This is a genomic window from Streptomyces sp. NPDC055099 (genome assembly GCF_053607685.1).
This window is the reverse complement of record NZ_JBSGUA010000036.1, coordinates 1-25,329: the sequence shown is the minus strand read 5'-3', so window position 1 is coordinate 25,329 and position 25,329 is coordinate 1. Positions and strand designations below refer to the sequence as shown.

Genomic DNA, 25,329 nt, shown 5'->3' with positions numbered 1-25,329 from the left:
TCTTAGACCTGCGCAATCGGCAATGGGACGTACACCCACATACACAGGTTCGGCGAGGAGCAAAGACAGTGCAGCGCTGGCGTGGCTTGGAGGACATCCCCCAGGACTGGGGGCGCAGCGTCGTCACCATCGGTTCCTACGACGGCGTACACCGCGGGCACCAGCTGATCATCGGCCGCGCGGTGGAGCGCGCCCGTGATCTCGGCGTGCCCGCCGTGGTCGTCACCTTCGACCCGCACCCCTCCGAGGTCGTGCGCCCCGGCAGCCACCCGCCGCTGCTGGCCCCGCACCACCGGCGCGCCGAACTCATGGCGGAGCTCGGCGTGGACGCGCTCCTGATCCTGCCGTTCACCTCGGAGTTCTCGAAGCTGTCGCCCGCCGACTTCGTCGTGAAGGTCCTGGTCGACAAGCTGCACGCGCGCCTGGTCGTCGAGGGCCCCAACTTCCGCTTCGGCCACAAGGCCGCGGGCAATGTCGCCTTCCTGACCGAGCTCGGCGCCACGTACGACTACGAGGTCGATGTCATCGACCTGTTCGTGAGCGGTGAGGCCGGGGGCGGCGAGCCCTTCTCCTCCACCCTCACCCGGCGCCTGGTCGCCGAGGGCGACGTGTGCGGCGCCGCGGAGATCCTCGGCCGCCCGCACCGCGTCGAGGGCGTCGTCGTCCGGGGCGCGCAGCGCGGGCGTGAACTGGGCTTCCCCACCGCCAACGTGGAGACCCTGCCGCACACCGCCATCCCCGCCGACGGCGTCTACGCAGGGTGGCTGCACGCCCAGGGCGAGGCGATGCCCGCGGCGATCTCCGTCGGGACGAACCCGCAGTTCGACGGCACGGAGCGGACCGTCGAGGCATACGCGATCGACCGCGTCGGCCTCGACCTCTACGGGCTGCACGTGGCCGTGGACTTCCTTGCCTTCGTGCGCGGGCAGGCGAAGTTCGACTCGATCGACTCGCTGCTCGTCGCCATCGCGGACGACGTGAAGAAGTCGCGCGAGCTGATCGAGGCCGCGGAGTAGGACCGGGTACGGCCGAGTAAGGCCGAGTAAGACCTGCCCTTCGCGCCTACAGGAGGTGCGGGAGGGCCACGCCGTTGATCAGCGGCCCCTCCACGGTGACCCCTTCGCTGACCAGCGACTCGATGGGCGGCAGCGGTGGGGGATTCACCGGTGCGTGCTCCGCCGCCGAGACCGGGGCGGCGGTCACGGTGACGGACACGGCCAGGGCGGCGAGCAGGGTGACGGTCCAGACGCGGCGACGACGCATGCGATCTCTGCCTTCTTTCAGGTTTGTTCCGGGGCCGGTTTTCCGGGCGCCGGAGCGCGGCCGCCGGAGTCGGGTTAGCCCACACAGGTGACGGACGGGCCGAGACGTCCGACGACCCTTTCGTATGATCGTCGGTGACTTCTCGGCCGCGCCGCGGTTACGCACGGCGAGCGGTACGCGATCGGCGGCCCGCACTCGCACGGTCCAAGGAGGCTGCAGTGAACGGCAGTTGGGTCCACACCACTTCCCGCTGGGCGTTGATCGCGGCGGTGGCGGCGGTGCCGTCCGTCCTGAGCTCCGGCGCGGCGCACGCCGACGAGACGAACCACCATTCCCACAACGGGCACACCGTTGCGCTGATCAGCACCGGCCAGGTCGACGACCCGATGGAGGACGTGCTGGAGCACACCCTCAACTTCGGCGACGGGTACAGGTGGGGCTGACTCCAGCTGGGGCTGACACGCCAAGTCGCTCGTCACGCACTTGCGCGGCCCTGGGCGGCCGCACAAGTACGGGACGGCGTGGGTGTGTTCAGGTCATGGCTGGGTTCAGGTCACGGGGCGAGGCACGCCGCGCCCGGCACCTCGGAGGGGAGGCCGGGGCTGGCCGGATCGACCAGCGAGGTGACGTCACCGGCCGCATGTGTCACGCAGTCGAGGGTCCCCACGGGGTCCGGGATGGCGCTGGCGGGCATGGCGAAGGCTCCCAGCAGAGCGACGGCCCCGAGGATGACGGCGGCGGAACGGCGCATGAATGCTCCTTGTTGGCTGTGAGGTTGACTACGGTCCGTGTCTGATCCGGGCCTCTCTGTAACTCCCCAGCACTCACACCGATAGGCCCCGCATCACCCGAACGTGGAAGAGGTAACGATCCGTCACCCCGGGCCTCGCTCCTCACGCCCGTTCCACCGCAGCCTCCTCAGACCCCGGACGCACCCACGTTGACCGCCGCCCAGTGACACGCCACCTGCGTCTCACCCGCGCCCGCGAGCACCGGCAGATCCTCCGTGCGGCAGCGGTCCGCCACGCCCGCCCTCTCCGCCTCACCGGAGGCGAGCACCTGGCAGCGCGCGTGGAAGCGGCAGCCGCCCGGGATGCGCGAGGGGTCCGGCGGCTCACCGGTGAGGACCACCGGGTCACCCGGAGCCTCTGGAAGGACCGACAACAGCGCCTGCGTGTACGGATGCTGAGGCGAAGTCAGGACCTCCTCCACCGTCCCCGTCTCGACGATCCGCCCCAGGTACATCACCGCGACACGGTCGGCGATGTTCCACGCCAGACCCAGGTCGTGCGTCACCACCAGGGCGGAGAGCCCCAGCTCCTCACGCAGACGCAGCAGCAGGGCGAGGATCTCGCCCCGTACGGACGCGTCGAGCGAGGCGACGGGCTCGTCCGCGACGATCAGCTCGGGCTCGAGGACCAGCGCGCCCGCGATGACGACACGCTGACGCTGGCCGCCCGACAGCTCGTGCGGGTAGCGCAGGAAGAACCGCTCGGGCGGCCGGAGCCCGGCCCGGGAGAGGGCGTCGGCGACCGTCGCCTGCTCGTCGCCGCCGTACCCGTGGATGCGCAGGCCCTCCGCCACGGCCTCGTACACCGTGTGGCGCGGGTTCAGGGAGCCGCTCGGGTCCTGGAGCACGAGTTGGACGCGCTTGCGGTACGCCTTCAGCGCGCGGCCCGAGTAGTCGAGCGGCTTGCCGCCGAAGGTGACCTTGCCGGACGTGGGCGCCACCAGGCCGAGCAGCGACCGGGCCAGTGTCGTCTTGCCGCAGCCCGACTCGCCGACCAGGGCCACGATCTCGCCCGGCTTGATGTCGAGGTCGACGCCGTCCACCGCCCGCGCGGGCGGCGCGCCGCGGCGGCCGGGGAACGTGATGTGCAGGTCGCCCGCCGACAGCAGCGGATCAGCGGACAGCAGGGCGTCTTCGGTGGTCATGCGTCGCTGCTCCTCGGTGCGTGATCTGTCGGTGCTCACGGCGTACGCTCCGCCGTCGCCGGCGGGGATGTCGGCTGCGCCGGAAGCTGCGCGCCCGCGTGCACGCACGCCGCACGGTGCCGGGGGCCCGCGTCCCGCAACGCCTGGTCCTCCGTCACGCAGGTGTCGAGGGCGACGGGGCAGCGCGGGTGGAACGTACAGCCCGTGGGGAGCAGGGACGGGTCCGGCGGGTCGCCGGGCAGGCCGCGCGGCGCGAAGCGGGACGCCGTGTCGCCGATGCGCGGGAAGGCCGCCGAGAGGGCCTTGCCGTACGGGTGCTGCGCGTTCTCGTAGACCTCGGAGGCCGGGCCCTCCTCGACGACGCGGCCCGCGTACATCACCGCGAGCCGGTCGCAGGTGTCGGAGAGCACCGCGAGGTCATGGCTGATCATGATCAGGCCGAGATCCTGCTCGGCCACCAACTGTTCGATCAGCCGCAGGATCTGGGCCTGGATCATCACGTCCAGGGCCGTCGTCGGCTCATCGGCGATGATCAGGCGCGGATCGCAGGCCAGCGCCATCGCGATCATCACGCGCTGTCGCTGCCCGCCCGAGAGTTCATGCGGGTACGCCTCCGCGCGGGCGGCCGGCAGACCCACCTGTTCGAGCAACTCGCCGACCTTCTTCCGCGCCCCGGCCTGCGTCGCCTTCTTGTGCAGCAGGATCGGCTCGGCGATCTGGTCGCCGGTGCGGTGCACCGCGTTGAGCGAGTGCATCGCGCCCTGGAAGACGATCGACGCGCCCGCCCAGCGGACCGCGCGGACCTGGCCCCACTTCATGGTGAGGACGTCCTCGCCGTCGAGCAGGACCTCACCGGTGACCTTCGTGCCCGCGGGCAGCAGCCGAAGCAGCGCCAGCGCCAGCGTGGACTTGCCGCAGCCGGACTCGCCCGCGACGCCGAGCTTCTGGCCCGCGTCGACCGCTAGGTTCACGCCGCGCACCGCGGCCGCCCCGGACGCGTACGTCACTTCGAGGTTTCTCACGTCGAGCAGGCGCTGTTCCGCCGTCACCTTGGTCTCCGTCACCTTGTCCGAGCCGATCAACGGGAGACCCCCAGCCTGGGGTTGAGCACGGACTCCACGGCGCGTCCGCAGAGCGTGAACGCGAGTGCCACGACGGCGATGGCGAGTCCGGGCGGAGCCAGGTACCACCAGTCGCCCGCGCTGACCGCGCCCGCCTCGCGCGCGTCCTGGAGCAGCCCGCCCCAGGAGACGACGGTCGGATCGCCGAGGCCCAGGAAGGCGAGCGTGGCCTCGGTCAGGATGGCGTTGGAGATGACGAGGGTGGTCTGCGCGAGCACCAGCGGCATGACGTTGGGGAGGACATGCCGGCCCATGACGTGACCGTGGCCGCCGCCGAGCGCCTGCGCGCGTTCGATGTACGGGCGTGACTCCACGGCCAGGGTCTGGGCGCGGACGAGCCGCGCGGTCGTCGGCCAGGTGGTCACGCCGATCGCCAGGATGATCGTCCAGATGGACTTGGACATCACCGAGGCCAGCGCGATGGCGAGCACCAGCGTCGGCATCACCAGGAACCAGTCGGTGACCCGCATGATGACGGTGGAGTACCACCCCTTGAAGTGCCCCGCGGTGATCCCCACGACCGTGCCGATGGCCACCGAGAGCACGGCGGCCAGCAGCCCGACGGTGAGCGAGATCCGCGCGCCCCAGACGAGGAGCCCGAGCAGGTCACGCCCGAACTGGTCCGTACCGAGCGGGAATTCGCCGCTCGGCGACTCCATCGGCTTGCCCGGCGCGTCGGTCACGCTCTGTGCGTCCGAGCCGACCAGAAGCGGCGCGAAGACGGCGACCAGCGCGATCACGACGAGTGCGGCGAGGCCGAAGAGCCCGGCCCGGTGGGTGCGGTACTCGCGCCAGAAGCGGGCGACGGAGTGCCGCCTGCGGGTCCAGGCGAGCGCCCGGGGGCTCTTCGCGACCGGGGCCTCGGGGACTTCGGGGGCCTCGGGCTCTGTTGCTTCGGTCGTCATCGGCCCACCCTCGGGTCGAGCAGCGGATAGAGGACGTCGGCCAGGGTGTTCATCAGGATCACCGCGGCGGCGAACACGAAGAACAGACCCTGCACGAGGGGCAGGTCGGGCACGCTGAGCGCGGCGTAGAAGAGGCCGCCGAGCCCCGGCCAGGAGAAGACGGTCTCCACGAGGATCGCGCCCGCCACCACCGTGCCGAGGTTCACGAACATCAGCGTGACGGTGGGCAGCATCGCGTTCGGGACGGCATGACGACGGCGTACGAGATCGTCCCGCAGTCCCTTGGCGCGCGCGGTGGTCAGATAGTCGCTGCCCATCTCGTCGAGCAGGGACGACCGCATCACGAGGAGCGTCTGCGCGTACCCGACGGCCACCAGGGTGATGACGGGGAGCACCATGTGGTGCGCGACGTCCACGACGTAGGCGATGCCCGTCTCGCCGCCGGATTCGAGCCCGCCGGTCGGAAAGAGCCCGGGGATCGGACCGGCGCCGACGGAGAACGTGATGATCAGCAGCAGTCCGAGCCAGAAGGACGGCACGGAGTAGAGGGTCAGCGCCAGACCGGTGTGGACCCGGTCCCCGAGCCCGCCGTTGCGCCAGGCCGTCCGGGTGCCGAGCCAGATGCCGATGAGGGTGTAGAGCACGAACGCGGTGCCGGTGAGCAGGAGCGTCGCGGGCAGCGCTTCGGTGATCTTGTCCATCACCGGGGTGTGGAACTGGTAGGAGGTGCCGAAGTCGCCGGTCAACGCGTTGCCGCAGTAGTCGAAGAACTGCGTCATGACCGGCTGGTCGAGGCCGAACTCCTTGCGCATCGCGTCCAGCTGTTCGGACGACACGCGCTTGCCGCCCGTCATCTGCTTCACCGGGTCACCCGGGATGAGCCGGAAGAGGAAGAAGCTGGTGACGAGGACGGCGAACAGCGAGACGGCGGCGCCGCCCAGCTTGCCCGCCACGTACTGGAGATAGGCACGGGTGTTGCGGGCCCGGGGCCCGCGGGCCGACGGCCCGGCGAAAGCCGGATCGTCGGTCACCGCGGTGCCCTCGGTGTCGAGCAGTGCGGGATTGCTGTCAGCGGTCATGCGTTACTCGCGGTCCTCTGCGGTCGAACGGCGGCGCAGGGCGAACAGGACTCCGCCGCCGACGAGCACCACCGCGGCGGCGGCGATACCGATGATGACACCGGTCGAGCTTCCATCCTTGGAGGAACTCTTCCCATCCGCGGGCACCGCTGACCACCAGGACCAGTAACCGTCCTGACCGTAGATGTTGCCCGCGGCCGTCGGCATGGTGGTGATGGACTTGATCTGGTCGGTGCGGTAGGCCTCGACGGCGTTCGGGTACGCCAGGATGTTCATGTACCCGGAGTCGTAGAGCCAGGACTGCATCTCCTTGACGGTCTCCGCGCGCTTGGCCGGGTCGTACTCGGCAAGCTGCTTGTTGTAGAGCTCGTCGTACTTCTTGTCGCAGATGAAGTTGTCGGTCGCGGCGCTCTCCTTGGCCTTCACCGGGAGCGCGGCGCAGGAGTGGATGCCGAGGACGAAGTCCGGGTCGGGGTTGACCGACCAGCCGTCGAACGCGAGATCGTACTCACCCGCGTACCAGGGCACGGACACGTCATCAAGACAATTGACCTTGAGCCCGATCCCCAGATCGCCCCACCACTCCTTCAGATACTTCCCGACCGCCTTGTCGTTCGGGTCGGTGGCGTGACACAGGATGCGGAAGTCGAGCGGCTTCCCGTCCTTGCCGACACGCTTGCCGTCACCGTTCTTCTTGTAGCCCGCGTCGTCGAGGAGTCGGGCCGCCTTCTTGGGGTCGTACGACAGCTTCTGTTCGGCGGAGGGCTCCCAGGCGTACTCGGAGAAGCGAGGCGGAATGTACCCCTCGCCCTCGACGGCCTGCCCCTGGAAGACCTTGTCGACCAGCGCCTCACGGTCCACGGAGAGGAAGAGCGCCTGGCGCACCTTCTTGTCCAGGAGCGCCGGATGGCCGTCACCGAACTTCTTGCCGTCGCGGGTCTTGGCCCCGGGGTTGGTGGCGATGGCGAAGAAGCGCCGCCCGGGGCCTTCGTTCACCTTCACGTTCTCCGTGCCCTTGAGCTCGGCGGCCTGAGCGGGCGTCAGCGCGGGCTGCCCGGCCACGAAGGAGACCTCGCCCTTCTTCAGCGCCGCCACAGCGGCATCCTGATCCTTGTACGTCTTGAAGACCAGCTCGTCGAACTTGGGCGCGCCACGCCAGAAGTCCTTGTTGGCCTTCAGCTTCACGTACTGGTCGGTCTTGTAGTCGGTGAGCTCGAAGGGCCCGTTGCCGACGATGGGAAAGTCTTTGTCGTTGTTGAACTTGCTGACGTCGTCGACCTTCTCCCACACGTGCTTCGGGACGATCGGCACGTCGAGGGCCGCCATGGTGGCCTGCGGCTTCTTGAGCTCGATGACGAGCTGGGTGGGGCTGGGGGCGGTCACCTTCTTGAAGTTGGCGACGAAGCCGGAGTTGGCGGTGGCGGTGCCTTCCTTCGACATCAGCTTGTTGAACGTCCAGGCCGCGTCCTCGGCGGTGGCCTTCTTGCCGTCCGACCACTTGGAGTCGCTCCGGATGGTGTACGTCCAGGTCAGCTTGTCCGCGGAGGGTTCCCACTTGGTGGCGAAGCCCGGAATCGCGTGGTTGTCCTTGGCGTCGTAGTTCGTCAGGTACTCGTACGTCAGACGGTGGATGCTGGTGCTCAGCAGCCGCTGGGCGAGGAAGGGACTGAGCGAGTCGACGCTCTGGGCCACCGCGACGGTGAGGGTCTCCTTGCCGTCCGCCTTGGCCTCGGCCTGTTGGGGCGCCGGGTTGAGCGGAGAGGCGAGCCCCGCGGTCAGGGCGAGGGCTCCGGCTCCGGCCGCCAGGAGGAGACGGAGGCGTGCGGGTGCCTTCGGGGGCGCCTGCGGGGGCGCTTTTGGGCGTGCCTTGGTGGTGGGGTGGGACCGGTGAGACCGTGTTCTGCCGTGCTGATCTTGTGTGTCCATGGGTCGGTGACCTCGCGTCATCGCTCGCGCAGAGATGGCTAGTTGATCAAGGAACGCCAGCTGGTTGATGTGTGTGTCTACCAGCGCCAGTCTGCGTCAGTCAACGGCAGGTGAACCCCATGTGGCCTGCGGAAATAACGAGTTGACCCGGATTTCATCCGCATTGGTCAAGACCTGTGAAGCGTGGCTGGTCGGGGGGTGATGGTGGGGGGAGGGGCAGGTGGGGGAGTCGCTGTCCCCGTGTCCCTGTGCCCGCCCTGGTCCCTTCGGTGGTGGGGCGGGGCTGCGGGGTAATCGGGTGGGTGGGCGGGAAAGTCTGTTCGTCAGCCGAACTGCGGGGCGCCGGAAAACGGACTGGGCCCGCACCAGGGTTAGGTGCGGGCCCAGTTGAGGTCGACGGAGGCGAAGGCTACTGCTGCGGCGCTTCCGGCGCAGGAGGCTGCGGGGGCTGATAAGGAGCCCCCGGCTGGAACGGCTGCCCAGGCTGAACGGGCGGAGGCACCTGCCCCGGCTGAGGCTGCTGCCCCTGAGGCGCGGGCGCCTGGTGCGGCTGCCCCGGCGCCGGTGCCGACGCCGCAGGCCCCTGCGGAGGCGCCGCGTTCTGCCACGCCTGCGGAGCCCCCGGCTGCTGCGGATAGGGCTGCCCACCGGGCTGCTGCGGCTGCTGCGGGTGGGGCTGAGGAGCGTACGGCTGCTGGGGCGCCTGCCCAGGCTGAGGCGTCGGCCCAGGCTGAGCCGCCTGCCCGGGCTGGGGCGCCTGCCCGGGCTGGGGCGCCTGCCCGGGCTGAGGTGCCTGCCCCGGATACGGCGCCTGCCCCCCGTACGGCTGCTGCTGCCCGGGATAGATTCCCTGCCCCTGCCCCGGCAGGGGCGGAGCGACGACCGGCGGCGGGTTGCCGTCCGAGGTCCAGAGCCCCTGCTGCTGCTGAGCCCGTACGAAGTCCTCCGCGACCATCGCGGAGAGGTTGAAGTACGCCTCCCGCACCTTCGGCCGCATCATGTCGAGATCAACCTCTGCACCGGCGGCGAGATGCTCGTCGAAGGGAATGACGACAACCCCGCGGCACCGCGTCTCGAAGTGCGACACGATGTCGTCAACCTTGATCATCTTCCCGGTCTCACGCACCCCGGAGATGACGGTGATCGACCGCGAGACAAGGTCGGCGTACCCATGGGCGGACAGCCAGTCCAGCGTCGTCGAGGCGCTGCTCGCCCCGTCCACGGACGGCGTGGAGATGATGATCAGCTGATCGGCAAGATCGAGAACGCCGCGCATGGCGCTGTACAGCAGCCCCGTACCCGAGTCGGTGAGAATGATCGGATACTGCTTCCCGAGCACATCGATGGCGCGTCGGTAGTCCTCGTCATTGAAGGTGGTGGACACGGCCGGGTCGACGTCATTGGCGATGATCTCGAGCCCGGACGCGGCCTGCGAGGTGAAGCGCCGGATGTCCATGTACGAGTTGAGGTACGGGATGGCCTGCACGAGGTCACGGATGGTGGCCCCGGTCTCGCGGCGCACGCGGCGCCCGAGCGTACCGGCGTCGGGGTTGGCGTCGATGGCAAGGATCTTGTCCTGCCGCTCGGTGGCAAGCGTCGAGCCGAGCGCGGTAGTGGTGGTGGTCTTACCCACCCCACCCTTGAGACTGATGACAGCAATCCGATAGCAGGACAGAACCGGAGTCCGGATCAGCTCCAACTTCCGCTGCCGCTCGGCCTCTTCCTTCTTGCCGCCGAGCTTGAACCGGGAACCACCGGCAGCGGGCCGGCTGCTCTTGGCCTTCGGCTTGGTGTTGCGCAGCAGCCGGTCGGAGGACAACTCGACGGCAGCGGTGTAACCGAGGGGCGCGCCGGGGTTGGTCCGCTCACGCTGATCATGCTGCACGGCCTGCGGCCAGGCGGCACCGGTACGGGGGTCGACGGGGGCCTGCGGCTGCGGCTGAACCGGGGGCTGGGCCTGCGGTTGCGGCTGCGGTTGCGGCTGAGCCTGGGGCTGCTGCTGCTGCTGCGGCTGCGCCTGCTGAGGCTGCGGCTGTACGGGGGCGGGCGCCTGAGGCTGCGGCTGCGGCGCCGGCTGCTGCTGAGCCTGAGGCGCAGGCGGCTGAGGGAACCCATAACTGCCTTGCGGGGCGGGGGAGTTGGGCTGCACCGGCGCGGGCGCCCCCTGCTGGGGGAACCCATAACCACTCGGCGGCACAGGAGCACCCCCCTGCTGCGGGAATCCGTGACTGCCCTGCTGCGGGGGCGCAACGGGAGCAGGAGCAGGCGCCGGAGCCCCGGCTTGCGGGAACCCATACCCGGCAGGCGGAGCAGCCACTTCGGGAGCCGGAGCCGGAGCGGGGGCGGGGGTAGGAGCAGGCGCACCGGCCTGCGGGAACCCGTACCCACTCGGCGGCGGAGCCGGCGCATCAGCGACCGGCGAGGGAGCCACGGGCCCGGTGGGCGAGGGCCACGCCGGGGGCGAAGGCTGCGGAACCTGCGGCTGCACAGGAGCGGGCGCGGGAGCGGGCGCAACCTGCTGAGGCACCTGTGCCTGCGGCTGCGGCTGGGGCTGCACAGGCTCGGCGCCCGGCGTCGGCGTCGGCTCGGGCCACTGCGGCGCAGAAGTAGGCGCGGCGGGCTGGAAGGCGGGCGGCAGCGGCGGAAGCCCACCGTTCGGCGCGGGCGGCGGAGTCCAGGAGGGCGGCACGGAGTCCTGCACCTCATCAACGGGCGCGACAGGCACGGAGTCCTGCGGAGCGGCGTCACGGACCTCGTCCTCGGCAACTCCGGCATCGTCGGAGGCACTCAACTCCGCAGCGACGGAATCGCTGTCGCCCGCCCCTTCGACTTCACCGGCACCGGCACCGACGCTGACACCGACATCGCCAGGCTCACCAGAGCCAACCTCGTCGTCATCAACCTCCCCGGCCCCGTTCCTGGCCACGTCCACGGGCTCATCGTCGGAGTCATCCTGCGAAGCCTCCGCGGCGGCCCGCTCCTCGATCTCCCGCATCTCCCGCTTCAGGGCGGCAGAGGAGAACCGCATGGTGGCGCCACTCTCAAGATCGCCACTGCTGTCGGCAAGAGGCTCAACCACAGGGGAAGCCGCAACAACAGGCTCCTCCTGAAGCTCCGCACCAGCATCGCCAGCGCCACCGACCTCGGCCTCAGGCTCCGCCACCTCAGGCTCCGCCGCCTCGGGAGCAACCTCAGGCTTCGGCACAACACCAGTCACATGCACGGAGGAGACAACGCCGGCAACGGCCCCACTCCAGTCAGCGGCACCCCCCGAGGGCGAACCACTCTCAGGCACAGCAGAGTCCGAAGGCTCGGCCGGAGCCGGAGCCGGAGCAACCGGCGCAGACCAGTCAGCCCGCGGCTGGAACCCACCCCCCACAGGCAGCTTCGGCACAACGGAGGGCGGCCCAACAGGAGGAGACAGCGGAGCCGGAGGCTCAGGAACAACGGCCTCCTCCGAAACCGCAGACGCAGACTCCGACGACGACACAGGAGACACAGCAGGCTCATCCGACTCAGCCGAAGCAGGAGTCGAGTCCGAGGTCGAGGTCGAGGCCGAAGCCGAAGCCGAAGGAGTCTCCCCCGCACTGCCGGACGCATTCTGCGTATACCAGGCAGGAGGGGCGTAGTCGATGGTGAACTCGCCCGTCGTCTCGGCAGCGGACTCCGCGTCGGACTGATCATCGACGGGTGAATCCCAGCCCCCGCGGATCTCGTCCCGATCGCTGTTCACAATGCCTCCTGATGTGGTCGAGCACCCTCGTGCCGTGGTGGGAGGGCGACCGTTTCTGTCGTCCGATCCGCCATGGCTCTCCCCGTGGTGGACACGCACCACCCACTCCCGGGTTCTGGCGACGCGTCCAGTACCAGCCTAATCACCAAAAGCACCAGCACGGCAGGGCAGCCCACCCCACGAATCCTGTCCTTTCCCTCACGCTCCCCATGGGGGTGACCCCCATATCCGAAACCGTGACGGACAAATGCCCCAACAGGCGACAAGAGGCCGCCAATTCACGAGGCCCGGCCTAACTCCCGCTTCGCAGCGCGGCGTTGGGCGCCGCGACGGCCTCTCGGGTGGATCAACGGCCTACGCGTAGACGTACGATCTTCGCTCCACCCCGTGCAGGCGCCCCAAGCGCACCCCCACCCCTCCCGCACCTCCTCATCCCTCTCGCACACACCCGTAGCCCCCCCACAAACGCAGACAAGGACCTCACGACGTGAGCTTCGGCCCGCCGCCTTCCTCCTTCACCCAATCCGCACTGGCAGCGGACGGAGCTCGCAGGAACCGTCGGAGGCGGGTGGCCGGCGTTGTCGTCGCGGCCCTCGTCGCGGCGCTGTGCGCCGGTGGCGGGTATCTGTGGCTCGGGGCCGGCGGCGCGACACCTGATGGCGACAAGCCCGGCGGCACCCCTCCGCATCGGCTCGACATCAGGGAGACGGTCGAGGAACGGCCCGGGACCAGGAGGGGCCAGATGGCCTTCCGGTTCTCCGTGGACGACATGAGCCCGGGAGAGGAGTACGAGATGCCGGGCACGTGGGCGACCGACAAGATTCTCGCCAAGGGCATCAACAAAACACTGGTCGGCTTCAAGATGGGCGATGACGCGACCACGGGTGACGAAGCCTGGCGTACGGCACTCAGCGGCCCCATCTGTGGAACCACCCGGCACGTGACCGTGGAAGCCCGTACGGCGGTGCTCCACAGGTCCAAGGATGACCCCGAGGCTCCGTGCGACCGGGTGACCTTCTTCGACATCGACACGGGGGAGAAGGTCTGGGGCAAGACGTTTCCGACGTCGGAAACGCTGCTTGGGCAGGATCCGACGAGTGTCTCGATGACGCGGGGCACCGTCGCCGTGGCGTGGGGCAACGGCTCGATGGCCTACGACATGGACACAGGGGACCGCTTGTGGAAGAAGGCTAGTGTTTCGGGCTGCGAGCACCGGGGCCTGGCGGGTGGGCGTGGTCTGCTCATGCTGCTGGCGTGCGCCCATACCAAGGACGTGACGTTCCAGGTGCACAAGTTGGATCCCCGTACCGGCGACGCGAAGTGGACGTACCTGGCCGCCCGTGGAATCAAGGGGATCAACCTGCTGTCCGCCGAGCCCGCTGTCATCGCTCCTGCCGCGGGTGACAGCGCGGTGACGCACCTGATCTCGATCGACGACCACGGAAAGCGGCGCGCGACCATCGGGCTCGGCAGCGGGCGCTATGTCGTCAATTGCGATACCGCGACAGGCTTCGACGCGGCCGACGACTGCCCCTCCACGGTGGTCAGTGACGACCAGGTCTTCGTCATGAGTCGCGAGGACCCCCACGGCGACATGATCAACAACTCGAATCACATCGTGTCGTTCGACCTCGCGACGGGCAAGACCGTCAAGAAGTTCGAATCAGGGAGCGGCCAACTGCTCTACCCGATGCGGATGAGCGGAGACCAGCTCCTCGCCTACCGGGAAAGCAGCGACCACATCACGCCCATGGGGCTGACGAGTCTCGACCCACGGACCGGCAAGGAGACCCCGTACTTCTACTTCGACCTGCCCGTTGAGGGCTGGACGCTGGCCAGCGTCGAACTGAGTGACGTCGTGATCCAGGACGGACGGCTCTTCTTCGGCAGCAGGCAGGCGAGCGGCCCCAGCGCCGAGAAGAAGAAGGAGTGGTCGTGGCTGGTCATCGGCATCGAGGGCGCGAAGCGGTAGACGCACTCGGCCCTGGCATGGGGGGGCCGGCCCGGGGGCGGGTTCAGCCCTCGCCCCCATCGGGTTCAGCCCTCGCCCCCGCCGCCGTCGCGCGGCGCCGCCGGCTCCAGGTCGAACTCCCCGTCCCGCGCCCCGAGCACGAAGGCCCGCCACTCCGCCTCGGTGTATCGCAGCACCGTCTCGGGCTCGAGCGACGACCGCATGGCCACGGCGCCGTCCGGCAGGTACGCGATCTCGACCCGTTCCTCGTGGGCCTCGGTGCCCGGCGCGCTGTGCCACTCCACGCCGGAGATGTCGAGAGCGTAGAGCTCGTTCTTCTCCCGCTCCTTGCGCGCAGCGACGTCCTCGTCCTGCCCCTGGACGCTCTTGCCCTCTGTACCGGCCATGATGCGGCGGCCCCTTCCCCACGTGCGAGCGATGCGACTGACATGCCCGCTCAGCGTACGTGCGGCTCGGATGCGTGGAGCGGGTTCCGATCACGCTCACACCGGGGAGGGAGAATCACGCACGCCAGGGTGGAGAATGAGGTAGAGAACGCCTGCTGGGGCGGCATGGGGGCCCTTACTGCCCCGGTAAAGCCCACCACAGGTCGACTGGTACCCTATGTAGCGGCCGTATGTGTACGCGCCCCCAGCCCCCCAAGGCCGAGACTCATCGAGGCTCGGACCGAGGATCTGGAGGCAGCGCCCAGCGGACCTCGCCTCCCGAGTCATGGAAGCTCCCCTGCGATGTAGACCAGGGGCACTCGGTGGCCACGAAAAGACTACGAGGAGTAAGCGTGTCGCTCGACGCCGCTACGAAGAAGCAGATCATGACCGAGTTCGGCCAGAAGGAGGGCGACACCGGCTCCCCCGAGGTCCAGGTCGCCATGCTCTCGCGCCGTATCTCGGACCTGACCGAGCACCTCAAGACCCACAAGCACGACCACCACTCCCGTCGTGGTCTGCTGATCCTGGTCGGTCAGCGCCGCCGTCTGCTGCAGTACCTGGCCAAGAAGGACATCAAGCGCTTCCGTGCGCTGGTGGACCGTCTGGGCATCCGTCGCGGTGCGGCGGGCGCGAAGTAAGACATCGTGAAGGGAGCGGTTCCCACGCAAGAGGGGGCCGCTCCCTTTGCTGTACGTGCGCGTTGTCACCCACGCTTTGTAGTCTGGTGACATAAGCACGTCCCCGCGGGTAGGGATCACCATGGTCCAGCGCCCCGGGGACACCCAGTAGGACCTCACGAAGGAGAGGCGCACCAGCCGCCGCCGATCTTCGGTAGTGGCCCCCGGGCGAAATCCCCGGGAGCTTCGATCGAAGACCGGCCCGCACACACGGCGCGTTTCTCCGCACAGTCCCTGTCCACGAAGGACGCATGGGGCGCCGCTCCCGGGCCACACGGGCCCAGGGGCGAGAAGACGAAACGTAGACACGTAGGAGAACAGTGGAGAACGAGACCCACTACGCCGAGGCTGTCATCGACAACGGCACCTTCGGCACCCGCACCATCCGCTTCGAGACGGGCCGCCTGGCCAAGCAGGCCGCAGGCTCCGCCGTCGCGTACCTGGACGACGACACCATGGTGCTGTCGGCCACCACCGCTTCCAAGCGGCCCAAGGACCAGCTCGACTTCTTCCCCCTCACGGTGGACGTCGAGGAGCGGCAGTACGCCGCCGGCAAGATCCCCGGTTCGTTCTTCCGTCGTGAGGGCCGTCCCTCCGAGGACGCGATCCTGACCTGCCGCCTGATCGACCGCCCGCTGCGTCCTTCCTTCAAGAAGGGCCTGCGCAACGAGATCCAGATCGTCGAGACGATCATGGCGCTCAACCCCGACCACCTGTACGACGTGGTCGCGATCAACGCCGCCTCCTGCTCCACGCAGCTGGCCGGCCTGCCCTTCTCGGGCCCGATCGGCGGCACGCGCGTGGCGCTCATCAAGGGCCAGTGGGTCGCCTTCCCGACGCACACCGAGCTCGAGGACGCCGTCTTCGACATGGTCGTCGCCGGTCGCGTCCTGGAGGACGGCGACGTCGCGATCATGATGGTCGAGGCCGAGGCCACCGAGAAGACCATCCAGCTCGTCAAGGACGGCGCCGAGGCCCCGACCGAAGAGGTCGTCGCCGCCGGTCTGGAAGCCGCGAAGCCCTTCATCAAGGCGCTCTGCAAGGCCCAGTCGGACCTCGCCGCCAAGGCCGCCAAGCCCACCGGCGAGTTCCCGGTCTTCCTGGACTACCAGGAAGACGTCCTGGAGGCCCTCACGGCCGCCGTGAAGTCGGAGCTCTCCCAGGCGCTGACCATCGCGGGCAAGCAGGAGCGCGAGGCCGAGCTGGACCGCGTCAAGGAGATCGCCTCCGAGAAGCTGCTCCCGCAGTTCGAGGGCCGCGAGAAGGAGATCTCCGGCGCCTACCGCGCGCTGACCAAGAAGCTGGTCCGCGAGCGCGTCATCAAGGACAAGGTCCGCATCGACGGCCGTGGCGTCACGGACATCCGTACGCTCGCCGCCGAGGTCGAGGCCATCCCGCGCGTGCACGGTTCGGCGCTGTTCGAGCGTGGCGAGACCCAGATCCTGGGCGTCACCACCCTCAACATGCTCCGTATGGAGCAGCAGCTCGACACCCTTTCGCCGGTGACGCGCAAGCGCTACATGCACAACTACAACTTCCCGCCGTACTCGGTCGGCGAGACCGGCCGCGTCGGTTCGCCGAAGCGCCGCGAGATCGGCCACGGCGCGCTCGCCGAGCGCGCGATCGTGCCGGTGCTCCCGACGCGCGAGGAGTTCCCGTACGCGATCCGTCAGGTCTCCGAGGCCCTCGGTTCCAACGGCTCGACGTCCATGGGCTCGGTCTGCGCCTCGACGATGTCGCTGCTGAACGCCGGTGTGCCGCTGAAGGCCGCCGTCGCCGGTATCGCCATGGGTCTGATCTCCCAGGAGATCGACGGCCAGACGCACTACGTCGCCCTCACCGACATCCTCGGTGCGGAGGACGCGTTCGGTGACATGGACTTCAAGGTCGCCGGCACGAAGCAGTTCGTGACCGCGCTCCAGCTCGACACCAAGCTCGACGGCATCCCCGCCTCGGTCCTGGCCGCCGCGCTGAAGCAGGCCCGTGACGCGCGTCTGCACATCCTCGACGTGATGAACGAGGCGATCGACGTTCCGGACGAGATGTCCCCGAACGCGCCGCGCATCATCACCGTCAAGATCCCGGTGGACAAGATCGGTGAGGTCATCGGCCCGAAGGGCAAGATGATCAACCAGATCCAGGAGGACACCGGCGCCGACATCACGATCGAGGACGACGGCACCATCTACATCGGTGCCGCTCAGGGCTCGCAGGCCGAGGCCGCCCGCGCCACGATCAACGGCATCGCCAACCCGACCATGCCGGAGGTCGGCGAGCGCTACCTGGGCACCGTCGTGAAGACGACGACCTTCGGCGCGTTCGTCTCGCTCATGCCGGGCAAGGACGGTCTGCTGCACATCTCGCAGATCCGCAAGCTCGCCGGCGGCAAGCGCGTGGAGAACGTCGAGGACGTCGTCGGCGTGGGCCAGAAGGTCCAGGTCGAGATCGCCGAGATCGACTCCCGCGGCAAGCTCTCCCTCATCCCCGTCATCGAGGGCGAAGAGGGCACGGCATCCGACAGCGGCTCCGCCGCGGGCACGAAGGACGACACCGACAAGTGACGTCGCGTAGCACCACGACGACGGCCCGCCCCTCTTCGGAGGGGCGGGCCGTCGCCCGTACCCAAACCCTCCTCAAGGGCAAGGACGGCATCGGCACGGTCCGCCGTACGACGCTGCCGGGCGGCCTCCGCGTCGTCACCGAGACCCTGCCCTCCGTACGCTCCGCGACCTTCGGGATCTGGGCGAACGTCGGATCCCGTGACGAGACGCCGTCCCTGAACGGCGCCACGCACTACTTGGAGCACCTGCTCTTCAAGGGCACCAAGAAGCGCAGCGCCCTCGACATCTCGGCCGCGCTCGACGCGGTCGGCGGCGAGATGAACGCGTTCACGGCCAAGGAGTACACGTGCTACTACGCACGCGTGCTCGACACCGACCTGCCGCTGGCCATCGACGTCGTCTGCGACATGCTGACGGGCTCCCTGATCCTCCAGGAGGACGTTGACGCCGAGCGCGGCGTCATCCTCGAAGAGATCGCGATGACCGAGGACGACCCGGGCGACTGCGTGCACGACCTGTTCGCGCACACGATGCTCGGCGACACCCCCCTCGGCCGCCCCGTCCTCGGCACCGAGGAGACGGTCAACGCCCTCACCGCCGAGCGGATCCGCCGCTTCTACAAGAAGCACTACGACCCGACCCACCTCGTGGTCGCGGCCGCGGGCAACGTCGACCACAACAAGGTCGTACGCCAGGTCCGCGCCGCCTTCGAGAAGGCGGGCGCCCTGAGCCGCACCGACGCCACCCCGGTGCTCCCGCGCCAGGGCTCACGCAGCCTGCGCACGGCAGGCCGCGTCGAGGTCGTCAACCGCAAGACCGAGCAGGCCCACGTCATCCTCGGCATGCCGGGCCTGGCCCGCACCGACGAGCGCCGCTGGGCCATGGGCGTCCTGAACACCGCGCTCGGCGGCGGCATGTCGTCCCGCCTCTTCCAGGAGGTCCGGGAGAAGCGCGGCCTGGCCTACAGCGTGTACTCGTACACGTCGGGCTTCGCCGACACCGGCCTCTTCGGCGTGTACGCGGGCTGCCGCCCGAGCCAGGTGCACGACGTGCTGAAGATCTGCCGCGACGAGCTCGACCAGGTCGCGGAGCACGGCCTGAGCGACGACGAGATCAGTCGCGCGATCGGCCAGCTCGCGGGCTCCACCGTCCTCGGCCTCGAGGACACCGGCGCGCTGATGAACCGTATCGGCAAGAGCGAGCTGTGCTGGGGCGAGCAGATGTCGGTCGACGACATGCTGGCCAAGATCGCGGCGGTCACCCCGGACGACGTCCGCGAGGTCGCCCGTGAGGTCCTCGGCCACCGTCCCTCGCTGTCGGCCATCGGCCCGCTGAAGGACAAGCAGGCCGCCCGCCTGCACGAAGCGGTCTCCTAAGCCCTCTGCGGTCTCTTCACTCCCTTAAGGAATCAGGCACATGAGCAAGCTGCGCGTGGCGGTCGTCGGAGCCAAGGGCCGGATCGGCTCCGAGGCCGTCCGAGCCGTCGAAGCCGCCGACGACCTGGAACTGGTCGCCGCGCTTGGCCGGGGCGACTCGCTGGACACGCTGGTGGAGACCGGCGCCCAGGTCGCGGTCGAACTGACCAACCCCGACTCGGTGATGGGCAACCTGGACTTCTGCGTACGGCACGGAATCCACGCCGTGGTCGGTACGACGGGCTGGACCGACGACCGCGTCGCGCAACTGGAGTCCGCGCTCGCCGCATCGCCGGAGACGGGCGTCCTGATCGCCCCGAACTTCTCCATCGGCGCGGTCCTCACCATGAAGTTCGCGCAGATCGCGGCGCCGTACTTCGAGTCCGTAGAGGTCGTCGAGCTGCATCACCCGAACAAGGCCGACGCCCCCAGCGGCACCGCCACGCGCACCGCCCAGCTCATCGCCGAGGCGCGCCGCGAAGCGGGCAGCGCCCCGCAGCCGGACGCCACGACGACCGCGCTGGACGGCGCCCGCGGCGCGGACGTCGACGGCGTGCCGGTGCACTCCGTGCGCCTGCGCGGCCTCCTGGCCCACCAGGAGGTGCTGCTCGGCGGCGAGGGCGAGACGCTCACCGTCCGGCACGACTCGCTGCACCACAGCAGCTTCATGCCGGGCATCCTGCTCGGCGTACGCCGTGTGGTGAGCACTCCGGGCCTGACGTTCGGCCTGGAACACTTCCTGGACCTGAACTGACACGGGCCGAAGCGAACCGAGCCGAACCGAGCTGAACTGACCCTCATGCGAGCAAAGATCACTTACGCCGTCACGGCTGCCGTCCTGGTCGTCTACTTCGTCCTGGTCGGCAGCCGCGGCGTGCTCCTGATACAGCACGGCACCGCGCTCACCGTCACCTTCGGTGTCGCGGTGCTCATCCTGCCGTTCATCGGCGTCTGGTTCCTCTGGAAGAACACCCAGTTCGTCCGGCGCGCCAACCGCCTCGCCGCCGAACTGGAGGCCGAAGGCGGCCTGCCGGTGGACGAGTTGAAGCGCACGCCCGGCGGCCGCATCGACCGCGACTCGGCCGACGAGGTCTTCGCCCGGCGCAAGGCCGAGACCGAGGACTCGCCGGACGACTGGCGCTGCTGGTTCCGCCTCGCCGTCGCCTATCACGACGCCCGGGACACCCCGCGCGCGCGGCAGGCGATGCAGCGCGCGATCGCGCTGCACGCGGGCCGGCCGGTGAACGTCTGACGGCTGGGATCAGGCCGTACGGCGGTACTCGTCGGCCCACACCTCGATGGAGTCGGCCGCCCGGTTGAACGCCTCGTGGCGCGCCAGGAAGTCGGCGTTGCGGTCGGTGAGCAACGGCTGCTGCCCCTCGGCCGGCTGATCCTGGCGTACGAGCACGAGTGCCTGGCCCTGCACGGTGCGGGGCAGCCCGAGCCACCGCACGGGCTGCTGTGTCGTACGCACCGTAACGACCTGCGCCCACGGCACGGTCTGCGTCGTCAGGAAGGCCACACGACGCAGCCCGTGCGCACTCACCCAGGTGCCCATCCGCAGCAGCCGCAGCGCGCTCACGATGATGGTCACGGCGAGCCCCGCGCAGATCGCGGCGCCCCCCAGTGAGTCCGCGAACGCGATGATGACGGCGGCGACGAGGACGTACGAGGCGAGCAGCAGGAGCAGCGCGGCGGCCCCCACCCGCCACGGGCCCGGCCGGTAGGGCCGGCGCCAGTGGTCGCGGTCGTCGAACGGCAGCGCGGCGTCGTCCGCTGACTCGTCAAAGGCGCGGTCCGCCGTCAGGAAGGGCAGGGGCACGACTGAATCCTCACTCGATCCACGCACGGGCTGTGCCCGGTGAGGCTACCGAGCCCCGCTCCCGCCTACCACCTCTGGGGGGCCATGGGGGTACCTCCCACGCTTTCAGGGCAGTGGGGGGGGCAGAGTCAGGGCGTCATCGACCGTCCGAGGCCTCTGACTGCTGGTTCTGCACGGGTGACTGATCGGGCGACAGGGCGGGCATGCCGAACAGCAGGGAACCCGCGAGGCCGGCGACCACGACCAGGCCGACCAGGGTGCGGCCCACGACCTGAGCGGCCGAGGCACGCTCCCGGGGTGGGGGAGTGACGTTGCTGCGGAACTTGTCGGCTTCGGCGATGAAGGCGAACGGGACGGGCTCGCGCCGACGGAACATGGGGTGCGTTTCTCCTCACGCGACTCGAACTTAACTCTGTTGTCCAGATAGACGCTCGAAACGGCCAATTGGTGCCCGGTTTCACCAAATTCGCCGAAGATTGTCGCGGCGGGCCACCGAACGGCCGATTGTCGGTGCCGGGCCATAGAGTGGGCGCCGCCCGAGTGATGCACATGGAAGGACCCCGCCAGTGAGCGACACCCCCACCGAAGACCTCAAGCCCAGCTTCCGCAGCGAGGTCACCGTCGAGTTGGTGAAGCATGCCGCGACCGACTCCGACGTCCTGTGGGCCGCCCGTGTCTCCACTGCCGGCGAGCAGTCCCTGGAGGAGCTCCAGAAGGACCCCGAGCGCTCCAAGGGCCTGATCAACTACCTGATGCGGGACCGCCACGGCAGCCCCTTCGAGCACAACTCGATGACGTTCTTCATCAGCGCCCCGATCTTCGTCTTCCGCGAGTTCATGCGGCACCGCGTGGGCTGGTCGTACAACGAGGAATCGGGCCGCTACAGGGAGCTCCAGCCGACGTTCTACGTCCCTGACGAGTCCCGCAAGCTGGTCCAGGAGGGCCGCCCCGGGAAGTACGTCTTCGTGGAGGGCACCCAGGCCCAGCAGGAGCTCACCGGCCGCGTCATGGAGGACTCCTACCGCCAGGCGTACGAGGCGTATCAGGAGATGCTCGCCGCCGGCGTGGCCCGCGAGGTCGCCCGCGTGGTCCTGCCAGTCGGCCTCTTCTCGTCGATGTACGCGACGTGCAACGCCCGTTCGCTGATGCACTTCCTCGGCCTGCGCACGCAGCATGAGCTCGCCAAGGTCCCGTCCTTCCCGCAGCGGGAGATCGAGATGGTCGGCGAGAAGATGGAGGAGGAGTGGGCCAAGCTCATGCCCCTCACGCACGCGGCGTTCAACGCCAATGGACGCGTGGCTCCGTAAGGCACTGATGTACGGGTGGGCTGAGTGAGGTGTCCGTATTGCGGCATTTCGAGAAGTTCATCTAGCCTGATCAAACGGACCCGGCACTGCTTGAACCCCCGAGCAGGCAGTGCCGGGCTCCTCACTTGTCAGGTCCGCACACATCCCCCGAGGGGGGACCACGCGCTGAGCAGCGAGTAGCGTGTTACCCATGGCTCCGACCTCCACTCCGCAGACCCCCTTCGGCAGGGTCCTCACCGCTATGGTCACGCCCTTCACGGCGGACGGCGCACTCGACCTCGACGGCGCGCAGCAGCTCGCCGCCCACTTGGTGGACGCAGGCAACGACGGCCTCGTCATCAACGGCACCACGGGCGAGTCCCCGACCACCAGCAACGCGGAGAAAGCCGATCTCGTACGAGCCGTGGTGGAAGCAGTCGGAGACCGCGCCCACGTCGTGGCCGGCGTCGGCACGAACGACACCCGCCACAGCATCGAGCTCGCCCGCGACGCCGAGCGTGTCGGCGCCACCGGCCTCCTGACGGTCACGCCGTACTACAACAAGCCCCCTCAGGAGGGCCTCCTGCGGCACTTCACCGCGATCGCCGACAGCACCGAGCTGCCGGTCATGCTCTACGACATCCCCGGCCGCAGTGGCGTACCGATCAACACCGAGACGATCGTCCGCCTCGCCCACCACCCCCGGATCGTCGCCAACAAGGACGCCAAGGGCGACCTCGGCCGCGCCAGCTGGGCCATCGCCCGCTCCGGCCTCGCCTGGTACTCCGGCGACGACATGCTGAACCTCCCGCTGCTCTCCGTGGGCGCCTGCGGCTTCGTCTCCGTCGTCAGCCACGTGGTCACGCCGGAGCTGCGCGCGATGCTCGACGCGTACGCCACGGGTGACGTACAGAAGGCCACCGAGATCCACCAGAAGCTGCTCCCGGTCTTCACGGGCATGTTCCGTACGCAGGGTGTGATCACCACCAAGGCGGCGCTGACCCTTCAGGGCCGCCCCGCGGGCCCGCTGCGCCTGCCCCTGGTCGAGCTGTCGCCCGACGAGACGGCCCAGCTCAAGATCGATCTCGCCGCCGGCGGGGTACAGCTCTAACCACAGACTTCACAACTGAATACGCGAAACACCGCAGGACACCGACTGACGTCGTCCTGCACCCACACCAAACAACTGCTACTGCACGAACGTCACGCGCGCCACGTGCCCCGGAGGTACGTGGCGCGTGTGGTGAGGAGAGTCTTTTGAGTCATCCGCATCCTGAACTCGGCGCCCCGCCGAAGCTCCCCAAGGGCGGCCTGCGGGTCACCCCGCTGGGCGGCCTCGGTGAGATCGGCCGCAACATGACCGTATTCGAGTACAACGGTCGCCTGCTGATCGTCGACTGCGGAGTGCTCTTCCCCGAGGAGGAGCAGCCCGGAATCGACCTGATCCTGCCGGACTTCACGTCCATCAGGGACCGCCTCGACGACATCGACGGCATCGTGCTCACGCACGGCCACGAGGACCACATCGGCGGTGTCCCCTACCTCCTGCGCGAGAAGCCGGACATCCCGCTGATCGGCTCCAAGCTGACCCTCGCGCTCATCGAGGCGAAGCTCCAGGAACACCGCATCCGTCCGTACACGCTGGAGGTCGTCGAGGGCGACCGCGAGCGCCTCGGCCCGTTCGACTGCGAGTTCGTCGCGGTCAACCACTCCATCCCGGACGCCCTGGCCGTCGCCGTCCGCACCCCCGCGGGCATGGTGGTCGCCACCGGCGACTTCAAGATGGACCAGCTGCCGATGGACGGCCGCCTCACCGACCTGCACGCGTTCGCGCGGCTGAGCGAGGAGGGCATCGACCTCCTTCTCTCCGACTCGACGAACGCCGAGGTCCCGGGCTTCGTCCCGCCGGAGCGCGACATCTCGAACGTGATCCGGGGCGTCTTCGCCGGCGCCCAGAAGCGGATCATCGTCGCCAGCTTCGCCAGCCACGTCCACCGCATCCAGCAGATCCTGGACGCCGCCCACGAGTACGGCCGCAGGGTCGCCTTCGTCGGCCGCTCCATGGTCCGCAACATGGGCATCGCGCGGGACCTCGGCTACCTCAAGGTCCCGCCGGGCCTGGTGGTCGACGTCAAGACGCTCGACGACCTGCCGGACCACGAGGTCGTGCTCGTCTGCACGGGCTCGCAGGGTGAACCGATGGCCGCCCTCTCCCGGATGGCCAACCGCGACCACCAGATCCGCATCGTCCAGGGCGACACGGTCATCCTGGCGTCGTCGCTCATCCCCGGCAACGAGAACGCGGTCTACCGCGTGATCAACGGCCTGACCCGCTGGGGAGCGAACGTCGTCCACAAGGGCAACGCGAAGGTGCACGTCTCGGGCCACGCCTCGGCCGGCGAGCTCCTGTACTTCTACAACATCTGCAAGCCCAAGAACCTGATGCCGGTACACGGCGAATGGCGCCACCTGCGCGCCAACGCCGAGCTGGGCGCCCTCACCGGCATCCCGCACGACCGCATCGTGATCGCCGAGGACGGCGTGGTCGTCGACCTCGTCGAGGGCAAGGCGAAGATCGTCGGCAAGGTCCAGGCCGGTTACGTGTACGTCGACGGCCTCTCCGTGGGCGATGTCGGCGAGCCCGCGCTGAAGGACCGCAGGATCCTCGGGGACGAGGGCATCATCTCGGTCTTCGTGGTGGTGGACTCCAGCACCGGCAAGATCACCGGGGGCCCGCACATCCAGGCCCGTGGCTCCGGCATCGAGGACTCGGCCTTCTCGGCAGTCATGCCGAGGGTCCAGGAGGTCCTCGAGAAGTCGGCCCAGGACGGTGTCGTCGAGCCCCACCAGCTGCAGCAACTCATCCGCCGCACGCTGGGCAAGTGGGTCTCGGACAACTACCGCCGACGCCCGATGATCCTCCCCGTCGTCGTCGAGGTCTGACCCCGACGCTGCGTGAACTAGGAGCGGGGCGCCTCGATTTGCATCGGGGCGCCCCGCTCCAGTACGTTTACGTCTCCGCCTGAGAGGGAAGCACCCGGCACTCACGTGTCCGGACCAACCCGAAGTGGGCGGGGAATTTCGACTCAGAATCTCTGATAAAGTCGGAGCCGCCGGAAAGGGAAACGCGAAAGCCGAAAGGCCGGAGCGGGAACCGGAAAGGCACCGAGGAAATCGGACACGAAAGAGTCTGATAGAGTCGGAAA

22 protein-coding genes are annotated in these 25,329 nt (G+C 69.0%); 11 read left to right on the top strand and 11 right to left on the bottom strand.

Annotated features, from left to right (window positions below):
• Positions 1-68 precede the first annotated feature (68 nt).
• On the top strand, positions 69-1,016 hold the full coding sequence (locus ACWFRU_RS40620) for a bifunctional riboflavin kinase/FAD synthetase (protein ID WP_453693624.1): 948 nt from the start codon (positions 69-71) through the stop codon (positions 1,014-1,016).
• Between the two features lie 46 nt (positions 1,017-1,062).
• Here ACWFRU_RS40620 and ACWFRU_RS40615 read toward each other — a convergent pair whose 3' ends face one another.
• On the bottom strand, positions 1,063-1,263 hold the full coding sequence (locus ACWFRU_RS40615; protein WP_453693622.1) for a hypothetical protein: 201 nt from the start codon (positions 1,261-1,263) through the stop codon (positions 1,063-1,065).
• Positions 1,264-1,520: 257 nt separating this feature from the next.
• On the opposite strand from ACWFRU_RS40615, the gene ACWFRU_RS40610 reads away from it, so the two are divergent.
• The gene (locus tag ACWFRU_RS40610; protein ID WP_453693644.1) at positions 1,521-1,706 is read left to right on the top strand and encodes a hypothetical protein; all 186 of its coding nucleotides are present in this window, start codon (positions 1,521-1,523) and stop codon (positions 1,704-1,706) included.
• A 110-nt stretch (positions 1,707-1,816) separates the two neighbouring features.
• Here ACWFRU_RS40610 and ACWFRU_RS40605 read toward each other — a convergent pair whose 3' ends face one another.
• From ACWFRU_RS40605 to ACWFRU_RS40575, 7 genes are all read right to left on the bottom strand, one after another.
• A complete protein-coding gene (locus ACWFRU_RS40605) occupies positions 1,817-2,014 on the bottom strand; it encodes a hypothetical protein (protein ID WP_453693620.1) in 198 nt (65 codons plus the stop codon).
• Between the two features lie 167 nt (positions 2,015-2,181).
• On the bottom strand, positions 2,182-3,198 hold the full coding sequence (locus ACWFRU_RS40600; RefSeq protein WP_453693618.1) for an ABC transporter ATP-binding protein: 1,017 nt from the start codon (positions 3,196-3,198) through the stop codon (positions 2,182-2,184).
• A 35-nt stretch (positions 3,199-3,233) separates the two neighbouring features.
• Positions 3,234-4,388 carry an ABC transporter ATP-binding protein gene (locus ACWFRU_RS40595; RefSeq protein ID WP_453693616.1) on the bottom strand — a complete coding sequence of 385 codons (1,155 nt, stop codon included), beginning with the start codon at positions 4,386-4,388 and terminating at the stop codon, positions 3,234-3,236.
• Positions 4,277-5,224 carry an ABC transporter permease gene (locus tag ACWFRU_RS40590; protein WP_453693614.1) on the bottom strand — a complete coding sequence of 316 codons (948 nt, stop codon included), beginning with the start codon at positions 5,222-5,224 and terminating at the stop codon, positions 4,277-4,279. The genes ACWFRU_RS40595 and ACWFRU_RS40590 overlap by 112 nt, the downstream gene beginning before the upstream one ends.
• Positions 5,221-6,303 (bottom strand): ABC transporter permease, encoded by a 1,083-nt coding sequence (locus ACWFRU_RS40585; RefSeq protein ID WP_453693612.1) that lies wholly within the window; start codon positions 6,301-6,303, stop codon positions 5,221-5,223. Before ACWFRU_RS40585 ends, ACWFRU_RS40590 begins: the two co-directional genes overlap by 4 nt.
• Before the next feature lie 3 nt (positions 6,304-6,306).
• The gene (locus tag ACWFRU_RS40580; protein WP_453693610.1) at positions 6,307-8,229 is read right to left on the bottom strand and encodes an ABC transporter substrate-binding protein; all 1,923 of its coding nucleotides are present in this window, start codon (positions 8,227-8,229) and stop codon (positions 6,307-6,309) included.
• Between the two features lie 409 nt (positions 8,230-8,638).
• Positions 8,639-11,962: an SCO5717 family growth-regulating ATPase gene (locus ACWFRU_RS40575; RefSeq protein ID WP_453693608.1), complete on the bottom strand. Its 3,324-nt coding sequence runs from the start codon at positions 11,960-11,962 to the stop codon at positions 8,639-8,641.
• A 568-nt stretch (positions 11,963-12,530) separates the two neighbouring features.
• Here ACWFRU_RS40575 and ACWFRU_RS40570 point away from each other — a divergent pair.
• Positions 12,531-13,934, top strand: a complete 1,404-nt coding sequence (locus ACWFRU_RS40570; protein ID WP_453693606.1) for an outer membrane protein assembly factor BamB family protein — start codon at positions 12,531-12,533, stop codon at positions 13,932-13,934.
• Between the two features lie 65 nt (positions 13,935-13,999).
• On the opposite strand, the gene ACWFRU_RS40565 is transcribed toward ACWFRU_RS40570, so the two are convergent.
• On the bottom strand, positions 14,000-14,320 hold the full coding sequence (locus tag ACWFRU_RS40565) for a DUF397 domain-containing protein (RefSeq protein WP_453693604.1): 321 nt from the start codon (positions 14,318-14,320) through the stop codon (positions 14,000-14,002).
• Between the two features lie 392 nt (positions 14,321-14,712).
• Here ACWFRU_RS40565 and rpsO point away from each other — a divergent pair, with 392 nt between their 5' ends.
• The 5 genes from rpsO to ACWFRU_RS40540 all read left to right on the top strand — a co-directional run bounded on the left by rpsO (position 14,713) and on the right by ACWFRU_RS40540 (position 20,267).
• A complete protein-coding gene (rpsO, locus tag ACWFRU_RS40560) occupies positions 14,713-15,000 on the top strand; it encodes a 30S ribosomal protein S15 (protein ID WP_160507553.1) in 288 nt (95 codons plus the stop codon).
• Positions 15,001-15,359: 359 nt separating this feature from the next.
• Positions 15,360-17,600 carry a polyribonucleotide nucleotidyltransferase gene (locus ACWFRU_RS40555; protein WP_453693602.1) on the top strand — a complete coding sequence of 747 codons (2,241 nt, stop codon included), beginning with the start codon at positions 15,360-15,362 and terminating at the stop codon, positions 17,598-17,600.
• Complete coding sequence (locus ACWFRU_RS40550; protein ID WP_453693600.1) at positions 17,597-18,976, top strand: M16 family metallopeptidase; 1,380 nt, start codon at positions 17,597-17,599, stop codon at positions 18,974-18,976. Before ACWFRU_RS40555 ends, ACWFRU_RS40550 begins: the two co-directional genes overlap by 4 nt.
• Positions 18,977-19,016: 40 nt before the next feature.
• A complete protein-coding gene (dapB, locus tag ACWFRU_RS40545) occupies positions 19,017-19,769 on the top strand; it encodes a 4-hydroxy-tetrahydrodipicolinate reductase (protein ID WP_453693598.1) in 753 nt (250 codons plus the stop codon).
• Between the two features lie 45 nt (positions 19,770-19,814).
• Positions 19,815-20,267: a hypothetical protein gene (locus ACWFRU_RS40540; RefSeq protein WP_453693596.1), complete on the top strand. Its 453-nt coding sequence runs from the start codon at positions 19,815-19,817 to the stop codon at positions 20,265-20,267.
• A 9-nt stretch (positions 20,268-20,276) separates the two neighbouring features.
• On the opposite strand, the gene ACWFRU_RS40535 is transcribed toward ACWFRU_RS40540, so the two are convergent.
• Together ACWFRU_RS40535 and ACWFRU_RS40530 are read right to left on the bottom strand one after the other, a co-directional pair.
• Entirely contained in the window at positions 20,277-20,837 is a 561-nt protein-coding gene (locus tag ACWFRU_RS40535) for a hypothetical protein (RefSeq protein WP_453693594.1), read from the bottom strand.
• Positions 20,838-20,973: 136 nt separating this feature from the next.
• On the bottom strand, positions 20,974-21,213 hold the full coding sequence (locus tag ACWFRU_RS40530; RefSeq protein ID WP_453693592.1) for a hypothetical protein: 240 nt from the start codon (positions 21,211-21,213) through the stop codon (positions 20,974-20,976).
• 190 nt (positions 21,214-21,403) lie between these two features.
• On the opposite strand from ACWFRU_RS40530, the gene thyX reads away from it, so the two are divergent.
• From thyX to ACWFRU_RS40515, 3 genes are all read left to right on the top strand, one after another.
• The gene (gene thyX / locus ACWFRU_RS40525) at positions 21,404-22,144 is read left to right on the top strand and encodes an FAD-dependent thymidylate synthase (RefSeq protein ID WP_453693590.1); all 741 of its coding nucleotides are present in this window, start codon (positions 21,404-21,406) and stop codon (positions 22,142-22,144) included.
• Positions 22,145-22,334: 190 nt separating this feature from the next.
• Positions 22,335-23,234, top strand: a complete 900-nt coding sequence (gene dapA, locus ACWFRU_RS40520) for a 4-hydroxy-tetrahydrodipicolinate synthase (RefSeq protein ID WP_453693589.1) — start codon at positions 22,335-22,337, stop codon at positions 23,232-23,234.
• Between the two features lie 146 nt (positions 23,235-23,380).
• Entirely contained in the window at positions 23,381-25,066 is a 1,686-nt protein-coding gene (locus ACWFRU_RS40515) for a ribonuclease J (RefSeq protein WP_363212652.1), read from the top strand.
• Positions 25,067-25,329 lie beyond the last annotated feature (263 nt).